Here is a 17,978-nt window from a genome sequence, read left to right on the forward strand (position 1 = left end):
TCCGATCGGTCCCTCGGGAGCGGTGCCCCGGGCGGGCGCCGCCGGAGGTGCACCGGGTCAGAGGGCGACCACGATGCCGTAGATCAGGAAGAACAGGGCGACCAGCACGGCCAGCAGCACGATCACGGTGAGCGGACCGCCGGCCCACCCGCGCTTGGGCGGCCGGTGGGGTCCTGCGCCGGTGGCGGTGCTGGCCTCACCGGGCGGGGTCTCCCCGGGCGGCACGCCGCCGCCCGGTTCGAGTCCCGGGGTCACGCGGGGGTCGGGGTCCGGATTGCTTTCCGGGAATTCTTTGCTCATACAGGGCGGCTCCCCGTCCTGGGCGGCGTCATGCATGCCGTTTCGCCCGGGTCATGGGGCTCGTCAGGACGTCAGCCCCGTCGGTGCTGCTCGGTCGGGTGCTGGGGGTCCACGCCGGTGAAGGCGTCGGCGTCCTTGCCCCCGCTGGGGCGCTGCGAGCGTCCGCGGGTGCCGAGGTCGTGGTGGCCCTTTGCGTCCCCGGACTTCCGGGACCGCTTCTCCCCGCTGCGGCTGTCGCTCTTGACCGGGGTGCCTTCGTCGGCTTTCCGGTCCCCGGGCGAGCGCGTGGAGCGCTGCGGAGAGTCAGGGGTGTTCTCTTCGGTGTGGAACGAACGCCGGGCGCTCGGGTTCTCCTCCTGGTGCGTGGCGTTCACGTCGGGCGACCAGCCGTGCTGCTCGGTGCCCTTGTGCCTGCTGGGCCCCTCGCCGTGTGAGGGGTGTGACGTGGGCTGCTTGGACATGACCGGTCCGCCCTTCTCGAAGGAAGTCTTGCGGCGAGCGTCTGCCCGCTCCTCCCGCCTCAAACCGGAATCAGACCCTCCGGTAGGGGCGGGTGCGCTGTGCCGCAGGCATGGGCACCGGGAGGAAGGGCAGGCGCCCGCTGCCATGAGCCGTCGGAAGGAAGGAACCGCTGTGGACGGCAACGCAGTGGAAGGCAGTGCAGCACAGAGCAGTGCAACACAGGGCAGCGCAGCACAGGGCAGCGCAGCACAGGGCAGCGCAGCGGAGCGCGGGGGCGGGGCGCCCGACCCGACCACCATGTACCCGCGTCCGGACTTCCCCCGCCAGGAGCAGGAGCCACCGGGGCACACGGCGCCGATGGACCCGGTGCCCGACCACGGTGAGGGCTCGTACCGCGGCAGCGGGCTGCTCCTGGACCGCAAGGCGGTGATCACCGGCGGCGACTCCGGCATCGGCCGGGCCGTTGCCCTGGCCTTCGCCCGCGAAGGGGCCGACGTCCTCTTCTCGTACCTGCCGGAGGAGGAGGCCGACGCGGAGCAGACCACCCGCCTGGTGGAGGAGGCAGGCCGCAAGGCCGTGCCCGTGGCCTGTGACATCCGCGAGGAGGAGCAGTGCGGGGCGCTGGTGGAGCGGGCGGTGGCCGAGTTCGGCCGGATCGACGTCCTGGTCAACAACGCCGCGTACCAGATGGCGCAGCCCGACGGCATCCAGGCCATCACCACGGAGCAGTTCGACCGCGTCGTGCGCACCAATCTGTACGGCATGTTCTGGCTGTCGAAACTCGCCCTCGCCCACATGCCGGCCGGAGGCAGCATCATCAACACCACGTCCGTGCAGGCCTACAAGCCGAGCCCGCCCCTCCTGGACTACGCCATGACCAAGGGCGCCATCGTCACCTTCACCCAGGGCCTCGCCCAGATGGTGGCCGCGGACGGCATCCGGGTCAACGCCGTGGCCCCGGGCCCCGTGTGGACGCCCCTGATCGCCTCGACCATGCCGGACACCGCCGAGTTCGGTAAGCAGAGCCCGCTCGGCCGCCCCGCGCAGCCTGCGGAAATGGCTCCGGCGTACGTGTTCCTCGCGTCCTCCCGGGCGAGTTACGTGACCGCCGAGATCCTCAACGCGACCGGGGGGACCCCTCTCCCCTGACGCTCCACCGAGGAGGTCGACATGTCGGATCAGGTGCACCGGGCGCCGGACCGGGACGACGTCGTCGCGACGGTCCAGCTGCGGGCCCTGGGCACGCCGCTTCCCCTTCGGCCGTGCTCGCCGCCACGTGGCTGGCCACCGGCTCGATCCTGGGTGCGGGGCCCCCGGGCGGCGTCAGCAAGGCACTGGGCCTGCTCCTGCTGGTCTCGGGCGTGGCGCTGCTGATCCCGGTCGGAGCCGGCGGCCGCTCCCGGGTCGTGGTCTCCGCCGTACTGGGGCTCGCCGCGCTGCGCTTCCTGCTGACCGGCGTGTACGAGCTGTCCGGGGCGCACGGCTGGGAGGTGGCGGCCGGCGTCACCGGGCTCGTATCGGCGGCCTCGGCGTTCTACGCGGCGCTCGCCTTCGCGGTGGAGGACGCGCACGGCCGGGCGGTGCTCCCCCTCGGCCGGGCGGGCGGCCGGCTCCCGGTGGGGCCGCGCGGCCCGGGAGGCGTCGCCGTCGAGCCGGGCGTACGCCCGCAGCTCTGAGCGGCTCCCGCAGCTCTGAGCGGGCTTGCGCGGCCGCGGGCGGCCGGGCGTGGCAGCCCCCGGGGCGGGCGTAGCCGCAACCGGCCGGGGGTAGGCGCCGCGCATGAACACCTCGCGTCCACTGGCCGTGGTCACCGGCGCCTCCAGCGGGATCGGTTTCGAGCTGGCCCGGGAGTTCGCCCTGCACGGACACGACCTCGTCATCAGCGCGGAGGACGGCGCGCTCGACGCAGCGGCGGAGCGGCTGGAGCTCCATGCGGAGCAGGTCCGGGCCGTACGGGCGGACCTCGCCACCTTCGACGGCGCCGAGACGCTCGTGCAGGAGGTCCGGGCCGGGAAGCGGCCGATCGGTGCCGTGGTCCTGAACGCCGGGATCGGACGGGGCGGCGCCTTCCTGGACACCGACCTCGCGGATCTGGCCCGGGTGATCGACCTCAACATCGTCTCCACGGTCCACCTGGCGCGCCGGCTGCTGGAGGACATGCGGGACCGGGGCGAGGGCCGGCTGCTGATCACCTCCTCGGTCGCGGCCGAGATGCCGGGGCCCTTCCACGCGGTCTACAACGCGTCCAAGGCGTTCCTGCACTCCTTCGGACTCGCCCTGCGCACCGAGCTGGAGGGCACCGGCGTCACGGTGACGGTGCTCCTCCCGGGGCCGACGGACACGCCTTTCTTCGTCCGGGCGGGCCTGCTCAACACGCGGATCGGCCGGTCCCGGAAGGACGACCCGGGCCTGGTGGCCCGGCAGGCGTACGAGGCGCTGATGGCCGGGCGGGCCCAGGTCGTGGCGGGTTCCCTGCGCACTCGCGGCCAGGAGCTGGCGACGCACGCGCTACCCCGGCGCGCGAAAGCGGCCCTGCACCGGCGGATGGCCGAGCCTGGCCGCAGCCGAAGCCACCTGTAGGGCGGGCGCCCCGGCTCCTCGGCCCCGGCTCCTCAGCTCCGCGGGCGCGACTCGTGGGAGCGGCGCAGCCGGGCCTCGACGTGGCCGTCCACGATGCGCGTCTCGAAGGCCGGCTGGGGGGCGGTGGCCGGCCCCTCGACGTTCCAGCCGTCCGAGAGGCGGAAGCGGCTGCCGTGCCAGGGGCAGCGGACGCAGCCGTCGACGAGCTCCCCTTCGGACAGCGGGCCACCCATGTGGGAGCAGCGGTCGGCCAGCACGCGGACCCCGCCCCCCGCCTCGCGCACGGCGAGCACGTCCACGCCGTCGACGGAGGTGCGCACCGCCCGCCCCACGGCGAAGTCGGGAACGGGCCCGAGGCGGTGCCAGCCCTCCCCCACCAGGTGTGCGACCTCTTCGGCGTGGTTCGCGCCCGCGGCCTGCCGGTAGGCCAGGTGCCCGCCGAGTGCCCCGCCCACCCCGACCGCGGCGAGGCCTGCCATGGCCAGCGCCTTGCCGCGCCAGACGCGCCCGCGGGTCCTGGCCAGGAAGGAGCCTGCGTAGAGGAAGACCCCCGCGGAGTTGGCGAGTGCGTGGACCAGGCCGACCCGGGCCTGTTCGGGCGGCAGCTCGGCCCAGTCGGTCCAGCCGGCGACCGCGGCGGGAGCCGCGGCGGCCAACCCTGCTCCGACGAGGGCGTGCGCCGCGCGCCGCTGGCCGGGGAGCAGGTCGAGGACCGCGGCCGAGAGCCAGGTGCCGATCGGAACCTGGACGAGGAGGGGGTGGACCGGGTGGCCGAGGGGGCGGCCGTGCAGCACGTCGCGCGCCTCCCCCAGGGGCAGGGCCCGTACCGCCCGGCGGATCGCGCCGATCAACGCGTCGGCTTGCGGCGCCTGTTCCAGCCGTTCCACGGCCGTCAGGACCGGGCCGGGGCCCGTCGCGCTGGTGCGGGCCGTGGCGCCGAGTGAGGAAACCATCCGTCGTGTGTTCATGTCCGGCGCCTACCCCGGACGGCCGGGGGTATGGATGCGCGCCCGGGAGACCGGAGGCTTCCGTGTCCCGACCGGGCGCGCAGATCTCGGCGCGCTGCCTGGCGTTTCAGGTCTTGAGCAGGCGCGTGAAGAACGAGCGGTAGCGCTGCAGGGCGAGCCGCAGCTCCTCGGTGGCGACCTCCTCGCCGCGGGTCCACTGGCCTTCCAAGTCCTGCTTGTGCGAGTTGAACGTCTGGGCGAGGGTCTGCATCACCTCGGCGACGAGGGTGTCCGCGGCCCTCACGGCCTCCTTGGGCTCGTCGACGAAGCGCCCCTGGATCTCGCTCCATTCGGTCTGGAACCTCTCCGCCTCCTCCCGGGACAGCAGCGGTTCGTCCTGCCCCGCGTCCGCGTCCCCGGCGGTGGTTCCGCCGGCGCCCGTCTCCTCGGCCGCTTCCGTTGCGTCGGTCTCCGCGCGTGCGTCCCCTTCGTCGGCGCCCGCACCCGCCTCGTCGCCCGCGCCGGTACCCCAGCCTGCCGTGGCCTCGCCGGGGTAGACGGCCGTGTCCCGCTCCTTGTCGGGGTGGGCCAGGTTCTCGGTGCTCAGACCGCTCTCACCGGGCCGGTCGGCCGCGTCGTCGTTCACGTGCATGTCATCGCCCTCCTTCCTCGCTGAGGAGTTCCTGGAAGAGGGCGCGGTAGTGCACCATGGCGCCGCGCAGCTCCTCCGTCGTCGCCTGTCCCCCGCTGCTGCGTACGTTCACCTCGTGGGCGGCGCGGTAGTGCTCCAGGGTCCGGCCGTGATCGACGGACAGGTCCCGCAGCTGGTGCTGGTAGCCGTCGGTCGGGTAGCCCCGCTCGCGCATGAGCCGGGTCACCAGCTCGTCGGCCTCGCCCACGGAGTCGGCCGGGCGGTCCACGAAACGCTCCTGGACGTCCCGCCAGTCGTTGGCGTACTGCTCGCGGCGCGCCGGGGGCAGCTCCTTGATGTCCAGCTTCTCGTGGCGCTGCTCACGCGCCCGCAGTTCGCGCTCGGCGGCCCTCCGGCCGCCCTCGGACTCGACCGTGCGGTCGTACTCCGGCCCGAACTGCTCCCTCAGATGCCGCCGGCGCGACATCAGCCGCAGCCCCACCCCCAGGGCGATCAGTACCACCACGACGATAACGATGATCGTAATGAGCATGCTCGTGGTCATCAGGACCTCCAGTCGTGCCCTCACCCCCGCATTCGCCCGGCGCCTGCCCCCCGCCCCACCCTGCAAACCAGGCCCGCGATGCCGTTCGGCCGCCTGCCGCCTCCCCGGCCCCGGTTCGCGCGCAACCCTGTTGTTCCTGGGCCGCGTTGCGGGAGCCGCCCGCGCGGCGGAGAATCCGGCGGCGGCAAGGAGGCCGCAGCCGTAGTCTGCTCTGCCGTGGACATGCAACGCGCTGCCCTGCAGCTCCGGCTCATCGCCGAGACCGTGGAGATCGCCGAGGGCGTCGGAGCCGAGGTGTGGCTCCGCGGGGGCTGGGCCATGGACTTCTTCCTCGGCGAGGTCACCCGCGATCACGAGGACGTCGACTGGTTCGCCTGGGCCCACGACGTCGACCGGCTGAACGAGGGGTTGCCGAGCCGCGGCTACGAGCCACTGCCCGGCCCCCCGCCGGACCAGCAGCTCGACTTCGGCAAGCAGGGCGTGGAGAGCAGTTTCGCCCTCCTGGCGCGCGACGGCGACGGCCGCGTCGTGGTCGCCGGCGGCCCCTGGGCCGGCGAGCCCTGGCCGGAGGGCATGCTCGACGGGGCGGCCGCCGCTCTGGGCGGCGTGCGGTGCCGGATCGTGAGCCCGCCCGCGCAGATCGAGATCAAGCGCATGATGCCGGTGTGGGTACCGGGCCGGCCCCGCCGGGTGAAGGACGCCGAGGACATCGCCCGGCTGGAGGCAGCGCTGCAAGGGGGCCGCCCGCACCTCGCATGAGGTCGCGGGAGCGGGTCGAGCCGAGCGGGCCGAGCGGCTCAGCGCACCAGGCGCGGCAGACGCAGGCTCAGCAGCACCGTCGCGCCGACCATGGCCAGCTGCACCAGCAGGGTCACGGTGAAGGCGTCGCGCATCCCATGGACCGGGGTCAGGGAGAGGAAGAGGGTGCCCAGCGTCGCGACGCCCAGGGCGAGCGCCGACTGCTGGCCCGTGATCATGATCCCGCTGCCCACCCCGGCCCGGCCGGGCGGCACGTCGGAGAGCATCAACCGCATCAGCACCGGCAGCTGCAGGCCCTGCCCCAGGCCGGCGACGGCGACGCCCGGGGCCAGCTCGGCCAGGCCCAGGCCCGCCCAGTCGCCGCGTAGCGCGAGCAGCAGCAGGCCGATGCCGACCGCCTGGATCACGCCGCCGGCGGTGACGACGCGGCTGCCGAACCGGCCGACCAGCCGGGGCCCGGCGAGCGAGGCGGCGAAGAAGGCGAGCGCCATCGGTACGAGCGCGAGCCCCGCCGACACCGGCCCCATGCGCAGGCCCTGCTGGAGGACCACGGCGACCACGAACATGAATCCGCTGAAGCCGATCGAGAACGGCACCAGCATCACCAGCCCCCGGCGCAGCGACTGCAGGCGCAGCAGGCTCGGCGGAACCAGCGGGGTGCGGCCCAGCCGGTCGGCGCGGCGCTCGGCCAGGTAGAACGCGGCACCGGCGAACGGGAACAGCGCCAGCGAGACCCACGTCCACAGGGGCCATCCGGCGGCCCGTCCCTCGGTCAGCGGCAGCAGCAGGCACAGGAGCGACAGGGCGAGCAGGAGCGTGCCGGGCACGTCGACCGAGGCCGGCCGGTCCGAACGCGTCTCCGGGACGGCCCGGACGGCGAGCACCAGGCCGAGCAGGGCCACCGGCACGTTGACGAGGAACGCCGAGCGCCAGCCGGAGCCGGCCACGTCGGCGGCGACCAGGACGCCGCCCAGGATCTGCCCGGCGACCATGGACAGCCCGGCGGTCGCCCCGTACAGGCTCATCGCCCGGGCCCGGCGCGGTCCGCGGGTGGTGGCCTGGATGGTGGCGAGCACCTGCGGCAGCATCAGCGCGGCCGCGGCTCCCTGGGCGACGCGCGCCGCGACCAGGGTCCAGGCGGTGGGCGCGAGGCCGCAGGCCAGCGAGGTGGCCCCGAAGGCGGCCATGCCGATCACGAACAGCCTCCGGCGCCCGGCCGTGTCGCCGAGCCGGCCGCCGAGGACGAGGAGCACGGCGTAGGCGACGCCGTAGCCCGCCACGACCAGTTCCAGCAGGGCGGGCCCTGCCGCGAGGTCGCTGTCGATGGCCGGGAGCGCCACGTTGACGATGAAGAAGTCGATCAGAGGGAGCGCCGCGCCCAGCAGGACGGTGAACAGCCCGAGCGGGCCGATGACCGCTTCCTCTCGGGCGGCGGCGGGGGGCGGGGACGGACGGGCGGTGCGTACGGTCGTTTCGGTCACACCCCGGACGATGCCGCCGCCCCGAGCCTGGTACCAGAGTCTCCTTGTCCTGGTACCAGGACTACCTGGCAACGGGATCACGGGTACGGCACCCTTGATCCATGACCACTGTCGCACCGGCCACCGACGTCCGCCGGCACGAGCTGGCCGAGTTCCTGCGCAGCCGCCGCGAGCGGATAACCCCGGAACAGGTCGGGCTGCCGCGCGGCCCCCGCCGCCGCACCCCGGGGCTGCGGCGCGAGGAGGTCGCCCAGCTCTCCGCCGTGGGGGTCACCTGGTACACCTGGCTGGAACAGGCCCGGGAGATCCAGGTCTCCCCGCAGGTCCTGGACGCCGTGGCCCGCGCGCTGCTGCTGGACTCCAGCGAGCGGGCCCACCTGTTCGCCCTGGCCGGCAGCACCGACCCCACGCCGTACGCGCCCTGCCCGAGCGTCACCCCCGCCCTGCAGGCGATGCTCGACCAGTTGTCGCCGATCCCGGCCTGCATCCAGAACAACCGGTACGACATCCTCGCGTACAACACGACGTACGGGCGGCTGCTGTGCGACCTGGACGCACTGCCGCCCGAGGACCGCAACTGCCTGTGGCTGATGTTCACCCACGCGCAGTGGCGGGCGGCCCTCGTCGACCCGGCCGAGGTGGGCCGGACGATGGCGGCCAAGTTCCGGGCCTCGATGGCGGAGCACCTGGCCGAGCCCGCCTGGAAGGCCCTGCTGAAGCGGCTGGCGACCGCCTCGGCGGAGTTCCGGGAGGTGTGGGCCCGCCACGAGGTGGTCGCCCAGTCCGCGAAGGCGAAGACCATCCACAACGCGCAGGTCGGCATGCTGCACCTGGAGCACACCAACCTGTGGCTGGGCCCGGCGGCCGGCCCTCGCCTGGTGACCTACGTGCCGCTGGACGAGGAGAGCCGGCGGCGGTTGGAGGTCCTGCAAGCCCAGCGGACCCCGGCGCCCGCCACCGTCTGAGCCCGGGGCCGCCGCCGCGGCCTCAGACCGCGAGCCCCTCGGGCAGGTTGCCGGTGTGCACCACCCCGAGGGTCTGGGTCGCCCGGGTCAGCGCCACGTAGAGGTCGCTCGGCTGGTGGTCGGCGGGTTCCACGACGATCACGGAGTCGAACTCCAGGCCCTTGGCCTGGCGCGGCTCCAGCAGGACGACCGCGTGGGTGAGGTCGGGCTCCTCCCCCGCCCGTACGTCCGGCAGCGCCTGTGCCAGCGCCGCGTGCAGGGGGCGGGGCGCGATCACCGCGAGCCGCCCCTCGGCCGGGGTGCCCTCGCGGACCGCTTCGGCGACCGCGGTGACGAGTTCCCCCGTGGAGGCGGTGGCCCGCAGCCAGGGGCGCCGGCCCGTGGACCGTACGGAACGCGGCGGCTCGAACCCGGGGTGGCGGGCGCGCAGCACGGCAGCGGCAAGATCCATGATCTCAGCGGGCGTGCGGTAGTTGACCCCGAGCCGCACCAGCTGCCAGCGGTTGCCGACGTACGGTTCCAGGATCCGCTGCCACGAGCCGCAGCCGGCCTCGTCGCCGGTCTGCGCCGGGTCCCCCACCAGGGTCATGGAGCGGGTCGGGCAGCGGCGCATCAGCAGCCGCCAGGCCATCGCGGACAGTTCCTGCGCCTCGTCCACGATGACGTGCCCGAAGGCCCAGGTGCGGTCGGCGGCGGCCCGCTCGGCGGTGCTGCGGTGGTCGGCCTCCTCGTGCCGCTCCGCCATCCGCTCCGCGTCGATGATGTCGTGCGCGGCGAGGTACTCGTTCTCCGCGTCCTCGAACTCGTACGATTCCGAGCCCTGCGAGAGGTCCAGGACCCCCTGCGCGTAGGCGATGCGCTCCAGCCGCTCGCGTTCCTCGGCGGCGCGCTGGGCGCTGTCGTCGATGCCGAGCAGTTCGGCGGCCTCGTCGAGCAGCGGGATGTCGGCGGGCGTCCACCCGTCGGCGCCGCCGGGATCGCGGCGGATCAGCTCGGCGTCGTGCGGGGCGAGATGGGTGGGCTCGGAAAGGAAGTCCGAGATCAGCTGACGGGGAGTCAGGGGCGGCCAGAGGCTGTCGATCGCGGCGTGCACCTCGGCACTGGTCGCGATCTCCTTGCCGAGCTGGGCGAGGTCGTCGGGGCCCAGCAGGTTGGGACCGCCGTACGGGTCCGCGCCGAGCCGGTCGGCGAGCTGCTCGGTGAGGGCGTCGATGACGCGGAAGGCGAAGTAGGGGCGGGCCAGGTTGTGCGGCAGCCCCGTCGCGCGGGCCCGGTCGCGGGCCTCGTAGGCCATGGTGCGGTCCAGCAGCAGGGTCCCGTAGTCGTCGTGGTCGATCTCCAGGGCCGGTTCGGGCACCGTCGCACTCTCCTCGCCGCTGCCCGCGGGCACGGTCTCCGGCAGGGCCTGCCGGTCGCGCACCACCCGTGCGAGCACCTCGGCCATCTCGGCGCGGCCCTTGACGGCGGCGGCGCCCGGACGGTCGGTGCCGGTCGCCCGGATGCCGGGGAACAGCTCACCGACGGTGGCCAGCAGCACCCCGGTCTCGCCGAGGGCGGGGAGCACCTCGGCGATGTAGCCGAGGAAGGCGGGGTTCGGCCCGACGATGAGCACACCACGCTTGGCGAGCAGTTCGCGGTGCGCGTAGAGGAGGTAGGCGGCCCGGTGCAGGGCGACGGCGGTCTTCCCCGTCCCCGGACCGCCCTCGACGACCAGCACGCCGCGGTGGGTCGAGCGGATGATGTGGTCCTGCTCCGCCTGGATGGTCTGCACGATGTCGTGCATGCGGCCTGTGCGGGCGGAGTCGAGCGCGGCCAGCAGGACGGCGTCCGCGGCAGCCCCCTCGAAACCGGTGCGTTCGGTGTCGGTGAGGTCGAGGATCTCGTCGTGCAGAGCGGTGACCTGCCGCTCGCGGGTGGTGATGTGCCGGCGTCGGCGCAGTCCCATGGGGAAATGACCCGTGGCGAGGTAGAACGGGCGGGCGACGTCGGCACGCCAGTCGAGTACGAGCGGGGTGCGTTCGGTGTCGTCCTGCCTGATTCCGATGCGGCCGATGTGGTGGTCCTGACCGTCGGAGAACTCAAGCCGGCCGAAACAGAGACCGGCCTCCCCCGAGTTCAGTGCGGAAAGAAGACCCGACTGCTCGGCGACCAGCACATCTCGTTCCAACCGCGCCTGACCCCCGGTCCCCTGCTCCCTCAAGGCTCCTCGTACGGCGCGTTCGGCCTGGTCGCGCAGGTCGTCGAGACGTGCATAGAGCTCGTCGATGAATTTCTGCTCGCCACGGAATTCCTCGTTTGACAATTCCACTCCCGACCCGATATACTGTCCCCGTAAAGCTTTTTCATGCCGCACTTCGAGGCGACCTGAAACAACAAATATACCCAGAGAAATACCCCGGGCGTCCATCGCACCGGGGCTTTTTTGTGTCGGGATACGGGGCCCGCTCGACCGTCGGCGGCTCACCCGGGTGGACCACCCGCCGGGCCGGGGCGGACGGGCGCTGGTTTCGTGGGAGGAAGTGCTGTCCACCCCCACGGAGACTCACATGTACGAAATGCACGTCGGTGAGGCCGTCACGGGAAGTGGCCTGGTGTGGCACGTCGTCGCCCGCGACCACTCCGCCACCCTGTGCGGCCAGCCTCTCCGCCCCGGCGGCAACGCCGAGACGGACCGCCACTGCGTGCCCTGCATGGCGGCCTTCCAGGAGTCCATGCAGCAGGCCCCGGCCGACTCGTGACCGTGCCCACGGCACGCGGGCCGCGGGCACGGGTGAGGGGACCGGCCGGGTCAGCCGGCCCGGACCTGTCCGAAGAGGAGCTCATAGCCCGGCGGCAGCTGGAGCAGCAGCCGCCGGGTGAGGTCCGCGCCGGCGGCGTCGGCCGCCACGCTGAGGACCGCGCCCACGTCCCATTTGGCGGTCTCCTCCGTGGCGCCCTCGATCCAGGCCGCCGTAGCGCGGACGAACCGCTCGGGGGACAGCGGCTCCGCCGCCTGCAGCGGGTTCAGCAGGATCAGGGCATAGGTCTCCGGCAGGCAGGCCGCCAGTTCGGTGCGGTCCGTGCCCACCAAGTGGGCGCCGAGCAGCGCGAGGACCACTCGGGCCGCGCGGTCGGCTTCGTACGGGGTGTCGTAGGCGCCGCGTTCCCGCACGCGGTCCAGGAACGCTTCGCGGTGCATGGCCATGGTGCCGCCCTCGGTGGGGTTCGGGCGCAGGGCGGGAATGCCGGAGGGAAGTGGCCCCTCGCCCTGCGCCGTCCGGGTGGCCGGCCGACGCCGTCCGGGTGGGCCGGCCGGGCTGGTCGCGGCGATCGCCGGGCGATCGGCGGCGGCAGATCAGCCGCGGATCTCCTTGCGTCCGCCGGTGTTGCCGATTTCGATCTTCCGAGGCTTCGCGCGCTCGGCGATGGGGATGCGCAGGGTCAGGACACCCGCGTCGTAGTCGGCCTGGATGTGCTCCGTGTCGAGGGTGTCGGCCAGCATGAGCTGGCGCGAGAAGACACCCAGCGGCCGCTCGGAGAGCTCCATCTGGACGTCCCCGGCCTTCGCCGTCGGCCGGCGCTCGGCCTTGACGGTCAGCATGTTCCGCTCGACGTCGATGTCGATGGCGTCGGTCGACACACCGGGGAGGTCGAACGCGATCACGTACACATCGCCCTCGCGGTAGGCGTCCATCGGCATGATCGACGGCTTCGACCAGGTGCCGGGCGATCCCGTCAACTGCTGGGTGAGCCGGTCGAGCTCGCGGAACGGATCGGTGCGCATCAGCATCGTGAAACACCTCCGGTCGTTCAGGCAGTACCTGCCATGCGCTTCCAGGTACTCCCGTTGTACCACGTCATCGAAACGATGACAATGTCTGCGTCATCTTTCCGGTGACCATCGCCCGGTCGGGCCCCGCGCGTTTGTGACGCCTGTTACGGGTTAGCCGCGCTACAGGAAACCCACCTGGTCGGGCGGGTGGGACGGTTGCGAAGGGAGTGCCCATGAGGGTCTCGGACCATCTGCTGGGCCGACTGCGGGAGCGGGGCGTGGAGCACGTCTTCGGCTACCCGGGCGGCGGCATCAGCGGACTGCTCGCGGCCTGGGGACGGGCGGAGGACCACCCGCGGTTCATCCGGGGAGGCGCCCGGATCGAACGTCCCGAGGACGTGGAGCCCGCTTGGCGCCGCGCCCTGGCCGCGAACCGGCCCTTCGTGCTCGACTTCCGCACCGACCCGGCGGTGCCGCCGATTCCGCCGCACGCCACCTCCGACCAGGTCAAGGCGACCGCCGGGGCGGTGCTCCACGGCGACGGCGACCGGGGCGCCATGGTCCGGCAGGGCGTCAAGGCGAAAAACCAGGACTTCCTTCCCGGCCGGAGCAAGGGGTGAGTGGGCGCATGACGACGGTAGTCGACCGCCACAGCCGGTTCCCGGACCTCGCCCGGCTCTGGCGCCTGCCCGGGGTCTACGCACCCCAGGAGGACACGTACCTGCTGGCCCGCGCCCTGGACGCGGAACTCGCTCCGGGCATGGACGTACTGGACATCGGCACGGGGAGCGGGGCGCTCGCGCTCCGAGCGGCGCGGGGCGGTGCCCGGGTGACCGCGGTGGACGTCTCCTGGCGGGCCACGCTGACCACCCGGCTCAACGCGGCGCGGGCCGGGCAGTCGATCACCGTGCGGCGCGGCGGCATCGACCGGGCCGAGGCGGCGGGGCCGTTCGACCTGGTGGTCAGCAACCCGCCGTACGTGCCGGCCCCCGACCACCGGCTGCCGCGGCGCGGCCCGGCCCGTTCCTGGGACGGCGGACACGACGGGCGGCGCATCGTGGACGGGATCTGTGCGGCCGCGCCCGCCCTGCTGAAGCCGCAGGGCGTCCTGCTGATCGTGCAGTCGGCGCTGTGCGGCACCGGCGCCACCCTGGAGGCCCTCGACCGGGCCGGCCTGGGCGCCGAGGTGGTGGACCGCGACCACATCCCCTTCGGCCCGGTGCTCCGCTCCCGGTTGCCCTGGCTCAGGAGCCAGGGGCTGGTCGACCCGCGCCAGGAGACGGAGGAACTGGTCGTCATCCGCGCCGAGCGCCGCCGTCCTGACCGCGAAACCCGTACGTCGCGCACACCGGAGGAGACCCGATGAGTCCGCCCGCCCCGCCCCGCCTGCCGCAGCCCCGCGGCCCGCTGTCCGAGGCCGTCGTGGCGGCCCTGGAGGGCCGCTCCGCGACGGCGGTCCCGGCCGGGCGGACGGCGGATGCCGATCCTTACGGCGATGACCTGCAACTGGCGCTGTACGTGCTCTACGAGCTGCACTACCGCGGTTTCGCCGGTGTGGACGAGACCCGGGAGTGGGATCCGGATCTGCTGCGGCTGCGCCGGACGCTGGAGGAGCCCTTCCTGGAGGCGCTGCGCGTCGACACGCCCCGGGACGGCGGGGTCGAGGAGGTCTTCGACGCGCTGCTGGTCGAGCCGGTGGACCACACGGACAGCGTCTCCGGGTTCCTGCAGCGCGACGGCGAGCTGTGGCAGATGCGCGAGTACGCCGCGCTGCGGTCGCTGTACCACCTGAAGGAGGCCGATCCGCACGCCTGGGTCATCCCCCGGCTGACCGGGCGGGCGAAGGCGGCGATGATGGCCGTCGAGTACGACGAGTTCGGGGCCGGCCGGGCCGAGCGGGTGCACGCGCAGCTGTTCGCCGAGCTGATGGCGGACCTCCGGCTGGACACCGCGTACGGCCACTACCTCGATGCGGCACCTGCGCAGGCGCTGGCGACGACGAACGTGATGTCGCTGTTCGGCTTGCACCGCGCCCTGCGCGGGGCACTGGTGGGCCACTTCGCCTGCGTGGAGGTGACCTCTTCGCCCGGATCGCGGCGACTGGCCGCGGCCATGCGGCGCCTGGAGGCCGGGCCCGCCGCCGAGCACTTCTACGCCGAGCACGTGGAGGCGGACGCCGTGCACGAGCAGCTCGTACGCCGCGAGGTCATCGCCGGGCTCCTGGAGTGCGAGCCGCACCTCGCGGCCGACGTCGCCTTCGGCGCGCAGGCGACGACGATGCTGGAGGACCGCCTCGGCGGCGCGCTCCTCGACGCGTGGCGGCGCGGGGACTCCGCCCTGCGGCTGCCCCTCGCGGTGGCTGCCTGAGACACCGGCGCCCCGCCCCGGTCCTCTCGGACGGCGGGGCGGGGTGCCGGTGGGCGGGGTCCCGGTGGGCGGGGCATCGGGCGGGCTCAGACGGCGGGGCCGCGGCCGAGGACGAAGCCGCTGCGGGGGCGGGTGGGGATCCGGTTCAGCGGGATCGTGAGGTCCTGTCCCGGCACCGGGCTCCGGTCGAGGCGGGCGAGTTCCGCGGCCAGGGCCGCCAGCACGGCGACGGCGACGTCCTCGCCGGGACAGCGGTGGCCGGTGCGCGGGTCGCCGCCGCCCTGCGCGATCAGTTCGGCAGCGCCGGGCTCGCGGCCGAGGAAGCGCTCCGGCTCGAAGCGGTAGGGCCGCTCGAAGAGGACGGGATCGTGGTGGTGGCCGTAGACGTCGAGCAGGACGAGGGTGCCCTCGGGGATCCGACGGCCCGAAAAGGCCAGGTCGCCGGCGGCGAGGCCGACCACGAAGGGCACGAAGGGGTAGAAGCGGCGGACCTCGTGGGCGAAGGCCCGGGCGTACGCGCCGTCGTCCGCGCGCAGCCGCTCGCGCAGCGTCGGATTGCGGTGCAGGGCGTGTGCGGCGAAGGCGGCGAACCAGGCGACCGCGACCGTGGGCCGGATGATGTTGAGCAGTTCGACGGCGGCGGTCCGCGGCCCGGGCAGGCCGCCGTCCGCCTCACGGTGGTGCGCCACCGCTTCCAGTACGGTGCGGTGCGGGCCGGGCACGGCGAAGGCTGCGTCACGGCCTCCCAGGTGCGGTACCCCCGCCCGTACGTCCGCGATCGTCCGTGCCAGCGCCTGCTCCTGGCGCTCGCGTGCGCGCCGGGCCTTCCAGTGGCGGGGGCCGGCGGTCGCGAAGCCGTCGACCATGGCCACGCAGTCCTCGGCGATCTCCCTGGCCGCGTCCTCGGGGACGGGCAGGCCGACCCAGTCGCACACCGCCTCGGCGAGCACGGTGGCCGCCTCGTCGAACAGCACCGCCTCGCGGCCCCGGCTCTCCTCTATGGTGCTGCGCCAGTGCCTCTCCACGCGGTCCACCAGGGCGGCGACGCCCTCGGCGGACATCAACAGGGAGACGAACACGGCCTTGCGGGCCCGGTGGGCCGCTCCGTCGAGGGTGTGGACGGCGCCGCGGCCGAAGAGCGTGTCCAGCACGGGCCCCGGCAGGGCGCCCTGACGCAGCACGTGGTGCTCGTCGTAGAAGAACTCCACGGCCTCCCGGCCGTGCAGGACGACGGCGCGCCGGCCCATCAGGCGGGTGCGTACCGGCCCGCGGGTGTCGTTGCGCCGCCGCAGGTCGGGCAGCCAGGCGTAGCCGTGGGCCAGCAGGGAAAAAGTGCTGTCGATCACGGGGTAGGACATGCCGGGCGCCTACCCGCCGGGAAGCTCCGCACGCGCGTCGGCATTCGGGGCGTCTTGGCGGCCGCCAGGTTTCGGGGGCGTCTCAGTGGTAAGGCGAGCCGCATGACGCAGAAGGCAGCACTTCCGACGGAGCGGGACCTTCCGGTCGATGACACGCGTCGGCTGCCCCAGGACCACACGCAGGCGATCCTGGAGACGACCAAGCGGGTGGCCGCCCTCCTGAAGGCGTCCGGGCAGCCGTTCGCACTGGCCGGCAGCGTCGCCGCCTTCGCCCACGGGCTGCCCGCCGGCTTCCAGCACGACACGGACTTCTGTGTCCGGCCCGAGGACGCGGACACGGCCGTCAAGGCGCTGGAGGACGGCGGCATCGCGATGCGCCGGGCACCGGAGGACTGGCTGGTCAAGGGGCGCTCCGGCGGCGAGGAGATCGACCTCATCTTCGAGCTCGCCCGGCGGCCCGTCAGTACGGAGCTGCTGGAGCGGGCCGTACTGCGGCCGGTGGACTCGGTGTGGATGCCCGTCCTCTCGCCCACCGACCTCATGGACAGCCGTCTCGCCGCGCTGTGCGAGCACTATTGCGACTTCGGGGACCTGCTGCCGATGGCCCGGATGCTGCGCGAGCAGATCGACTGGGACCGGCTGGGCCGGGTCCACCGCTCGGCCCCGCTGGCGGACGCGTTCTTCTACCTTCTGGAGCGGCTCGGGGTCATCGATCGCCCGGAGGCGACGCCATGACGGCGGACGACATCATCGAGTACCGCATCGCCCATCTCCTGGAGCGCCTCGCTCGCGAGGACGTCGCCGAACTCGGGCTGCGGATCGAGGCCAGGGGCACGCACACGCTGATCTCGGGATGCGTGAGCAGCGACGACACCCGGGCGGAGATCCTGCGGATCGCCCGGGAGGAGCTCGCCGGGCTGGCGTGGCACGAGGACCTGACCGTCAACCGGGCCGATCCGCCCGGCCGGGCCGAGGAGTTGTCATGATCAGGGTCGCGGCCGTCGGCGACATCCACCTGGGCCCGGGCAGCGAGGGCCGGCTGCGACCCGCCTTCGCCACCCTCGGTGAGTGCGCGGACCTGCTTCTGCTGGCCGGCGACCTGACCCGGCACGGCACGGCACAGGAGGCCCGCGTGGTGGCCGGGGAGGTGGCGGGGCTGCCGGTGCCCGTGGTCGCGGTGCTCGGCAACCACGACTACCAGAGCGACCAGGACAAGGAAGTCGTCCGGGAGCTGGCCGCGGCAGGGGTCCATGTGCTCGAAGGCGACGGGGTCATGCTCGACATCGGCGGTACCCGGGTGGGCGTCGCGGGCACGAAGGGCTTCGGCGGGGGCTTCGCCGGACGCAGCGGCAGCGAGTTCGGCGAGCCGGAGATGAAGTCCTTCATCCGCTACACCCGGCGCTGCGCCGAGGGCCTGAGCCGGTCGCTGCGCGATCTGCACGCCGCGGGCAGCAGCGTGCGCATCGCGCTGACCCACTTCGCGCCCGTGCCGGACACGCTGGCGGGCGAGCCGCTGGAGATCTACCCCTTCCTGGGCAGTTACCTCCTGGCGGAGGCGATGGACGAAGCGGGCGCGGACCTCGCCGTCCACGGCCACGCCCACCGCGGCACCGAACACGGCATGACGGCGGGCGGGATCCGGGTGCGCAACGTCGCCATGCCCGTCATCGACCGTGCGTTCGCGGTCTACCACCTGTCCACCGACGGGGCGGCCGCCGCGGCGGCGGGCGGCCCCGACGGCGACGGTGCGTGGCCCGGCCGCTGACGGGACGGGCCCGACCGCTCCGGACATCTGCCCGGGAGTGCCGCGTA

At 73.6% G+C, this 17,978-nt stretch carries 21 protein-coding genes and 1 pseudogene; 12 read left to right on the forward strand and 10 right to left on the reverse strand.

Going from position 1 to position 17,978, the window contains the following annotated elements:
* Nucleotides 1-57 precede the first annotated feature (57 nt).
* On the reverse strand, nt 58-300 hold the full coding sequence (locus tag AC0666_RS19830; RefSeq protein WP_468579982.1) for a DUF6480 family protein: 243 nt from the start codon (nt 298-300) through the stop codon (nt 58-60).
* A gap of 71 nt (nt 301-371) precedes the next feature.
* Nucleotides 372-761 carry a hypothetical protein gene (locus AC0666_RS19835; protein ID WP_468579980.1) on the reverse strand — a complete coding sequence of 130 codons (390 nt, stop codon included), beginning with the start codon at nt 759-761 and terminating at the stop codon, nt 372-374.
* Between the two features lie 298 nt (nt 762-1,059).
* Between AC0666_RS19835 and AC0666_RS19840 the strand changes: the two genes are divergently transcribed.
* The 3 genes from AC0666_RS19840 to AC0666_RS19850 all read left to right on the forward strand — a co-directional run bounded on the left by AC0666_RS19840 (nt 1,060) and on the right by AC0666_RS19850 (nt 3,342).
* On the forward strand, nt 1,060-1,911 hold the full coding sequence (locus tag AC0666_RS19840) for an SDR family oxidoreductase (RefSeq protein WP_468965428.1): 852 nt from the start codon (nt 1,060-1,062) through the stop codon (nt 1,909-1,911).
* A gap of 113 nt (nt 1,912-2,024) precedes the next feature.
* Entirely contained in the window at nt 2,025-2,438 is a 414-nt protein-coding gene (locus tag AC0666_RS19845) for a GPR1/FUN34/YaaH family transporter (protein ID WP_478708037.1), read from the forward strand.
* Nucleotides 2,439-2,541: 103 nt separating this feature from the next.
* Entirely contained in the window at nt 2,542-3,342 is an 801-nt protein-coding gene (locus AC0666_RS19850) for an SDR family NAD(P)-dependent oxidoreductase (protein WP_468964837.1), read from the forward strand.
* Between the two features lie 32 nt (nt 3,343-3,374).
* Here AC0666_RS19850 and AC0666_RS19855 read toward each other — a convergent pair whose 3' ends face one another.
* The 3 genes from AC0666_RS19855 to AC0666_RS19865 all read right to left on the reverse strand — a co-directional run bounded on the left by AC0666_RS19855 (nt 3,375) and on the right by AC0666_RS19865 (nt 5,485).
* Nucleotides 3,375-4,310 (reverse strand): Rieske (2Fe-2S) protein, encoded by a 936-nt coding sequence (locus AC0666_RS19855; RefSeq protein ID WP_478708038.1) that lies wholly within the window; start codon nt 4,308-4,310, stop codon nt 3,375-3,377.
* Between the two features lie 106 nt (nt 4,311-4,416).
* A complete protein-coding gene (locus tag AC0666_RS19860; RefSeq protein WP_468964833.1) occupies nt 4,417-4,941 on the reverse strand; it encodes a hypothetical protein in 525 nt (174 codons plus the stop codon).
* 1 nt (nt 4,942) lies between these two features.
* A complete protein-coding gene (locus AC0666_RS19865) occupies nt 4,943-5,485 on the reverse strand; it encodes a hypothetical protein (RefSeq protein ID WP_468964831.1) in 543 nt (180 codons plus the stop codon).
* Between the two features lie 222 nt (nt 5,486-5,707).
* On the opposite strand from AC0666_RS19865, the gene AC0666_RS19870 reads away from it, so the two are divergent.
* Nucleotides 5,708-6,244: a nucleotidyltransferase domain-containing protein gene (locus AC0666_RS19870; protein WP_468965427.1), complete on the forward strand. Its 537-nt coding sequence runs from the start codon at nt 5,708-5,710 to the stop codon at nt 6,242-6,244.
* Nucleotides 6,245-6,282: 38 nt separating this feature from the next.
* Here the strand turns inward: AC0666_RS19870 and AC0666_RS19875 are convergent, their stop codons facing one another.
* Nucleotides 6,283-7,725, reverse strand: a complete 1,443-nt coding sequence (locus AC0666_RS19875) for an MFS transporter (RefSeq protein ID WP_478708039.1) — start codon at nt 7,723-7,725, stop codon at nt 6,283-6,285.
* A gap of 101 nt (nt 7,726-7,826) precedes the next feature.
* On the opposite strand from AC0666_RS19875, the gene AC0666_RS19880 reads away from it, so the two are divergent.
* On the forward strand, nt 7,827-8,690 hold the full coding sequence (locus AC0666_RS19880) for a helix-turn-helix transcriptional regulator (RefSeq protein ID WP_468964827.1): 864 nt from the start codon (nt 7,827-7,829) through the stop codon (nt 8,688-8,690).
* Nucleotides 8,691-8,712: 22 nt separating this feature from the next.
* Here AC0666_RS19880 and AC0666_RS19885 read toward each other — a convergent pair whose 3' ends face one another.
* Nucleotides 8,713-10,992, reverse strand: coding sequence for a HelD family protein (locus AC0666_RS19885; RefSeq protein ID WP_478708040.1), 2,280 nt, complete (start codon nt 10,990-10,992; stop codon nt 8,713-8,715).
* Between the two features lie 244 nt (nt 10,993-11,236).
* Between AC0666_RS19885 and AC0666_RS19890 the strand changes: the two genes are divergently transcribed.
* Complete coding sequence (locus AC0666_RS19890) at nt 11,237-11,428, forward strand: hypothetical protein (RefSeq protein WP_468964823.1); 192 nt, start codon at nt 11,237-11,239, stop codon at nt 11,426-11,428.
* Between the two features lie 50 nt (nt 11,429-11,478).
* Here the strand turns inward: AC0666_RS19890 and AC0666_RS19895 are convergent, their stop codons facing one another.
* Together AC0666_RS19895 and AC0666_RS19900 are read right to left on the reverse strand one after the other, a co-directional pair.
* The gene (locus tag AC0666_RS19895; RefSeq protein WP_468579967.1) at nt 11,479-11,874 is read right to left on the reverse strand and encodes a DUF2267 domain-containing protein; all 396 of its coding nucleotides are present in this window, start codon (nt 11,872-11,874) and stop codon (nt 11,479-11,481) included.
* Between the two features lie 150 nt (nt 11,875-12,024).
* Nucleotides 12,025-12,459 carry an Hsp20/alpha crystallin family protein gene (locus AC0666_RS19900; RefSeq protein WP_468579966.1) on the reverse strand — a complete coding sequence of 145 codons (435 nt, stop codon included), beginning with the start codon at nt 12,457-12,459 and terminating at the stop codon, nt 12,025-12,027.
* Between the two features lie 353 nt (nt 12,460-12,812).
* Here AC0666_RS19900 and AC0666_RS19905 point away from each other — a divergent pair.
* The 3 genes and pseudogenes from AC0666_RS19905 to AC0666_RS19915 form a co-directional block, all read left to right on the forward strand.
* Nucleotides 12,813-13,061 (forward strand): annotated as a pseudogene (locus AC0666_RS19905) (thiamine pyrophosphate-requiring protein); the annotation flags it as partial.
* Between the two features lie 8 nt (nt 13,062-13,069).
* On the forward strand, nt 13,070-13,807 hold the full coding sequence (locus AC0666_RS19910) for a HemK2/MTQ2 family protein methyltransferase (protein WP_468964821.1): 738 nt from the start codon (nt 13,070-13,072) through the stop codon (nt 13,805-13,807).
* Entirely contained in the window at nt 13,804-14,808 is a 1,005-nt protein-coding gene (locus AC0666_RS19915; protein ID WP_468964819.1) for an iron-containing redox enzyme family protein, read from the forward strand. Before AC0666_RS19910 ends, AC0666_RS19915 begins: the two co-directional genes overlap by 4 nt.
* 86 nt (nt 14,809-14,894) lie before the next feature.
* Here the strand turns inward: AC0666_RS19915 and AC0666_RS19920 are convergent, their stop codons facing one another.
* Nucleotides 14,895-16,166, reverse strand: a complete 1,272-nt coding sequence (locus tag AC0666_RS19920) for a cytochrome P450 (protein WP_478708041.1) — start codon at nt 16,164-16,166, stop codon at nt 14,895-14,897.
* A gap of 42 nt (nt 16,167-16,208) precedes the next feature.
* Here AC0666_RS19920 and AC0666_RS19925 point away from each other — a divergent pair, with 42 nt between their 5' ends.
* The 3 genes from AC0666_RS19925 to AC0666_RS19935 are packed head-to-tail and all read left to right on the forward strand — an operon-like array spanning nt 16,209 to nt 17,931.
* Nucleotides 16,209-16,901: a nucleotidyltransferase family protein gene (locus AC0666_RS19925; RefSeq protein WP_468965425.1), complete on the forward strand. Its 693-nt coding sequence runs from the start codon at nt 16,209-16,211 to the stop codon at nt 16,899-16,901.
* Nucleotides 16,898-17,152, forward strand: a complete 255-nt coding sequence (locus AC0666_RS19930; RefSeq protein ID WP_468579960.1) for a hypothetical protein — start codon at nt 16,898-16,900, stop codon at nt 17,150-17,152. Before AC0666_RS19925 ends, AC0666_RS19930 begins: the two co-directional genes overlap by 4 nt.
* Nucleotides 17,149-17,931, forward strand: coding sequence for a metallophosphoesterase family protein (locus tag AC0666_RS19935; protein WP_468579959.1), 783 nt, complete (start codon nt 17,149-17,151; stop codon nt 17,929-17,931). Before AC0666_RS19930 ends, AC0666_RS19935 begins: the two co-directional genes overlap by 4 nt.
* Nucleotides 17,932-17,978 lie beyond the last annotated feature (47 nt).

The sequence above is a fragment of the Streptomyces sp. NPDC043680 genome (assembly GCF_056436685.1).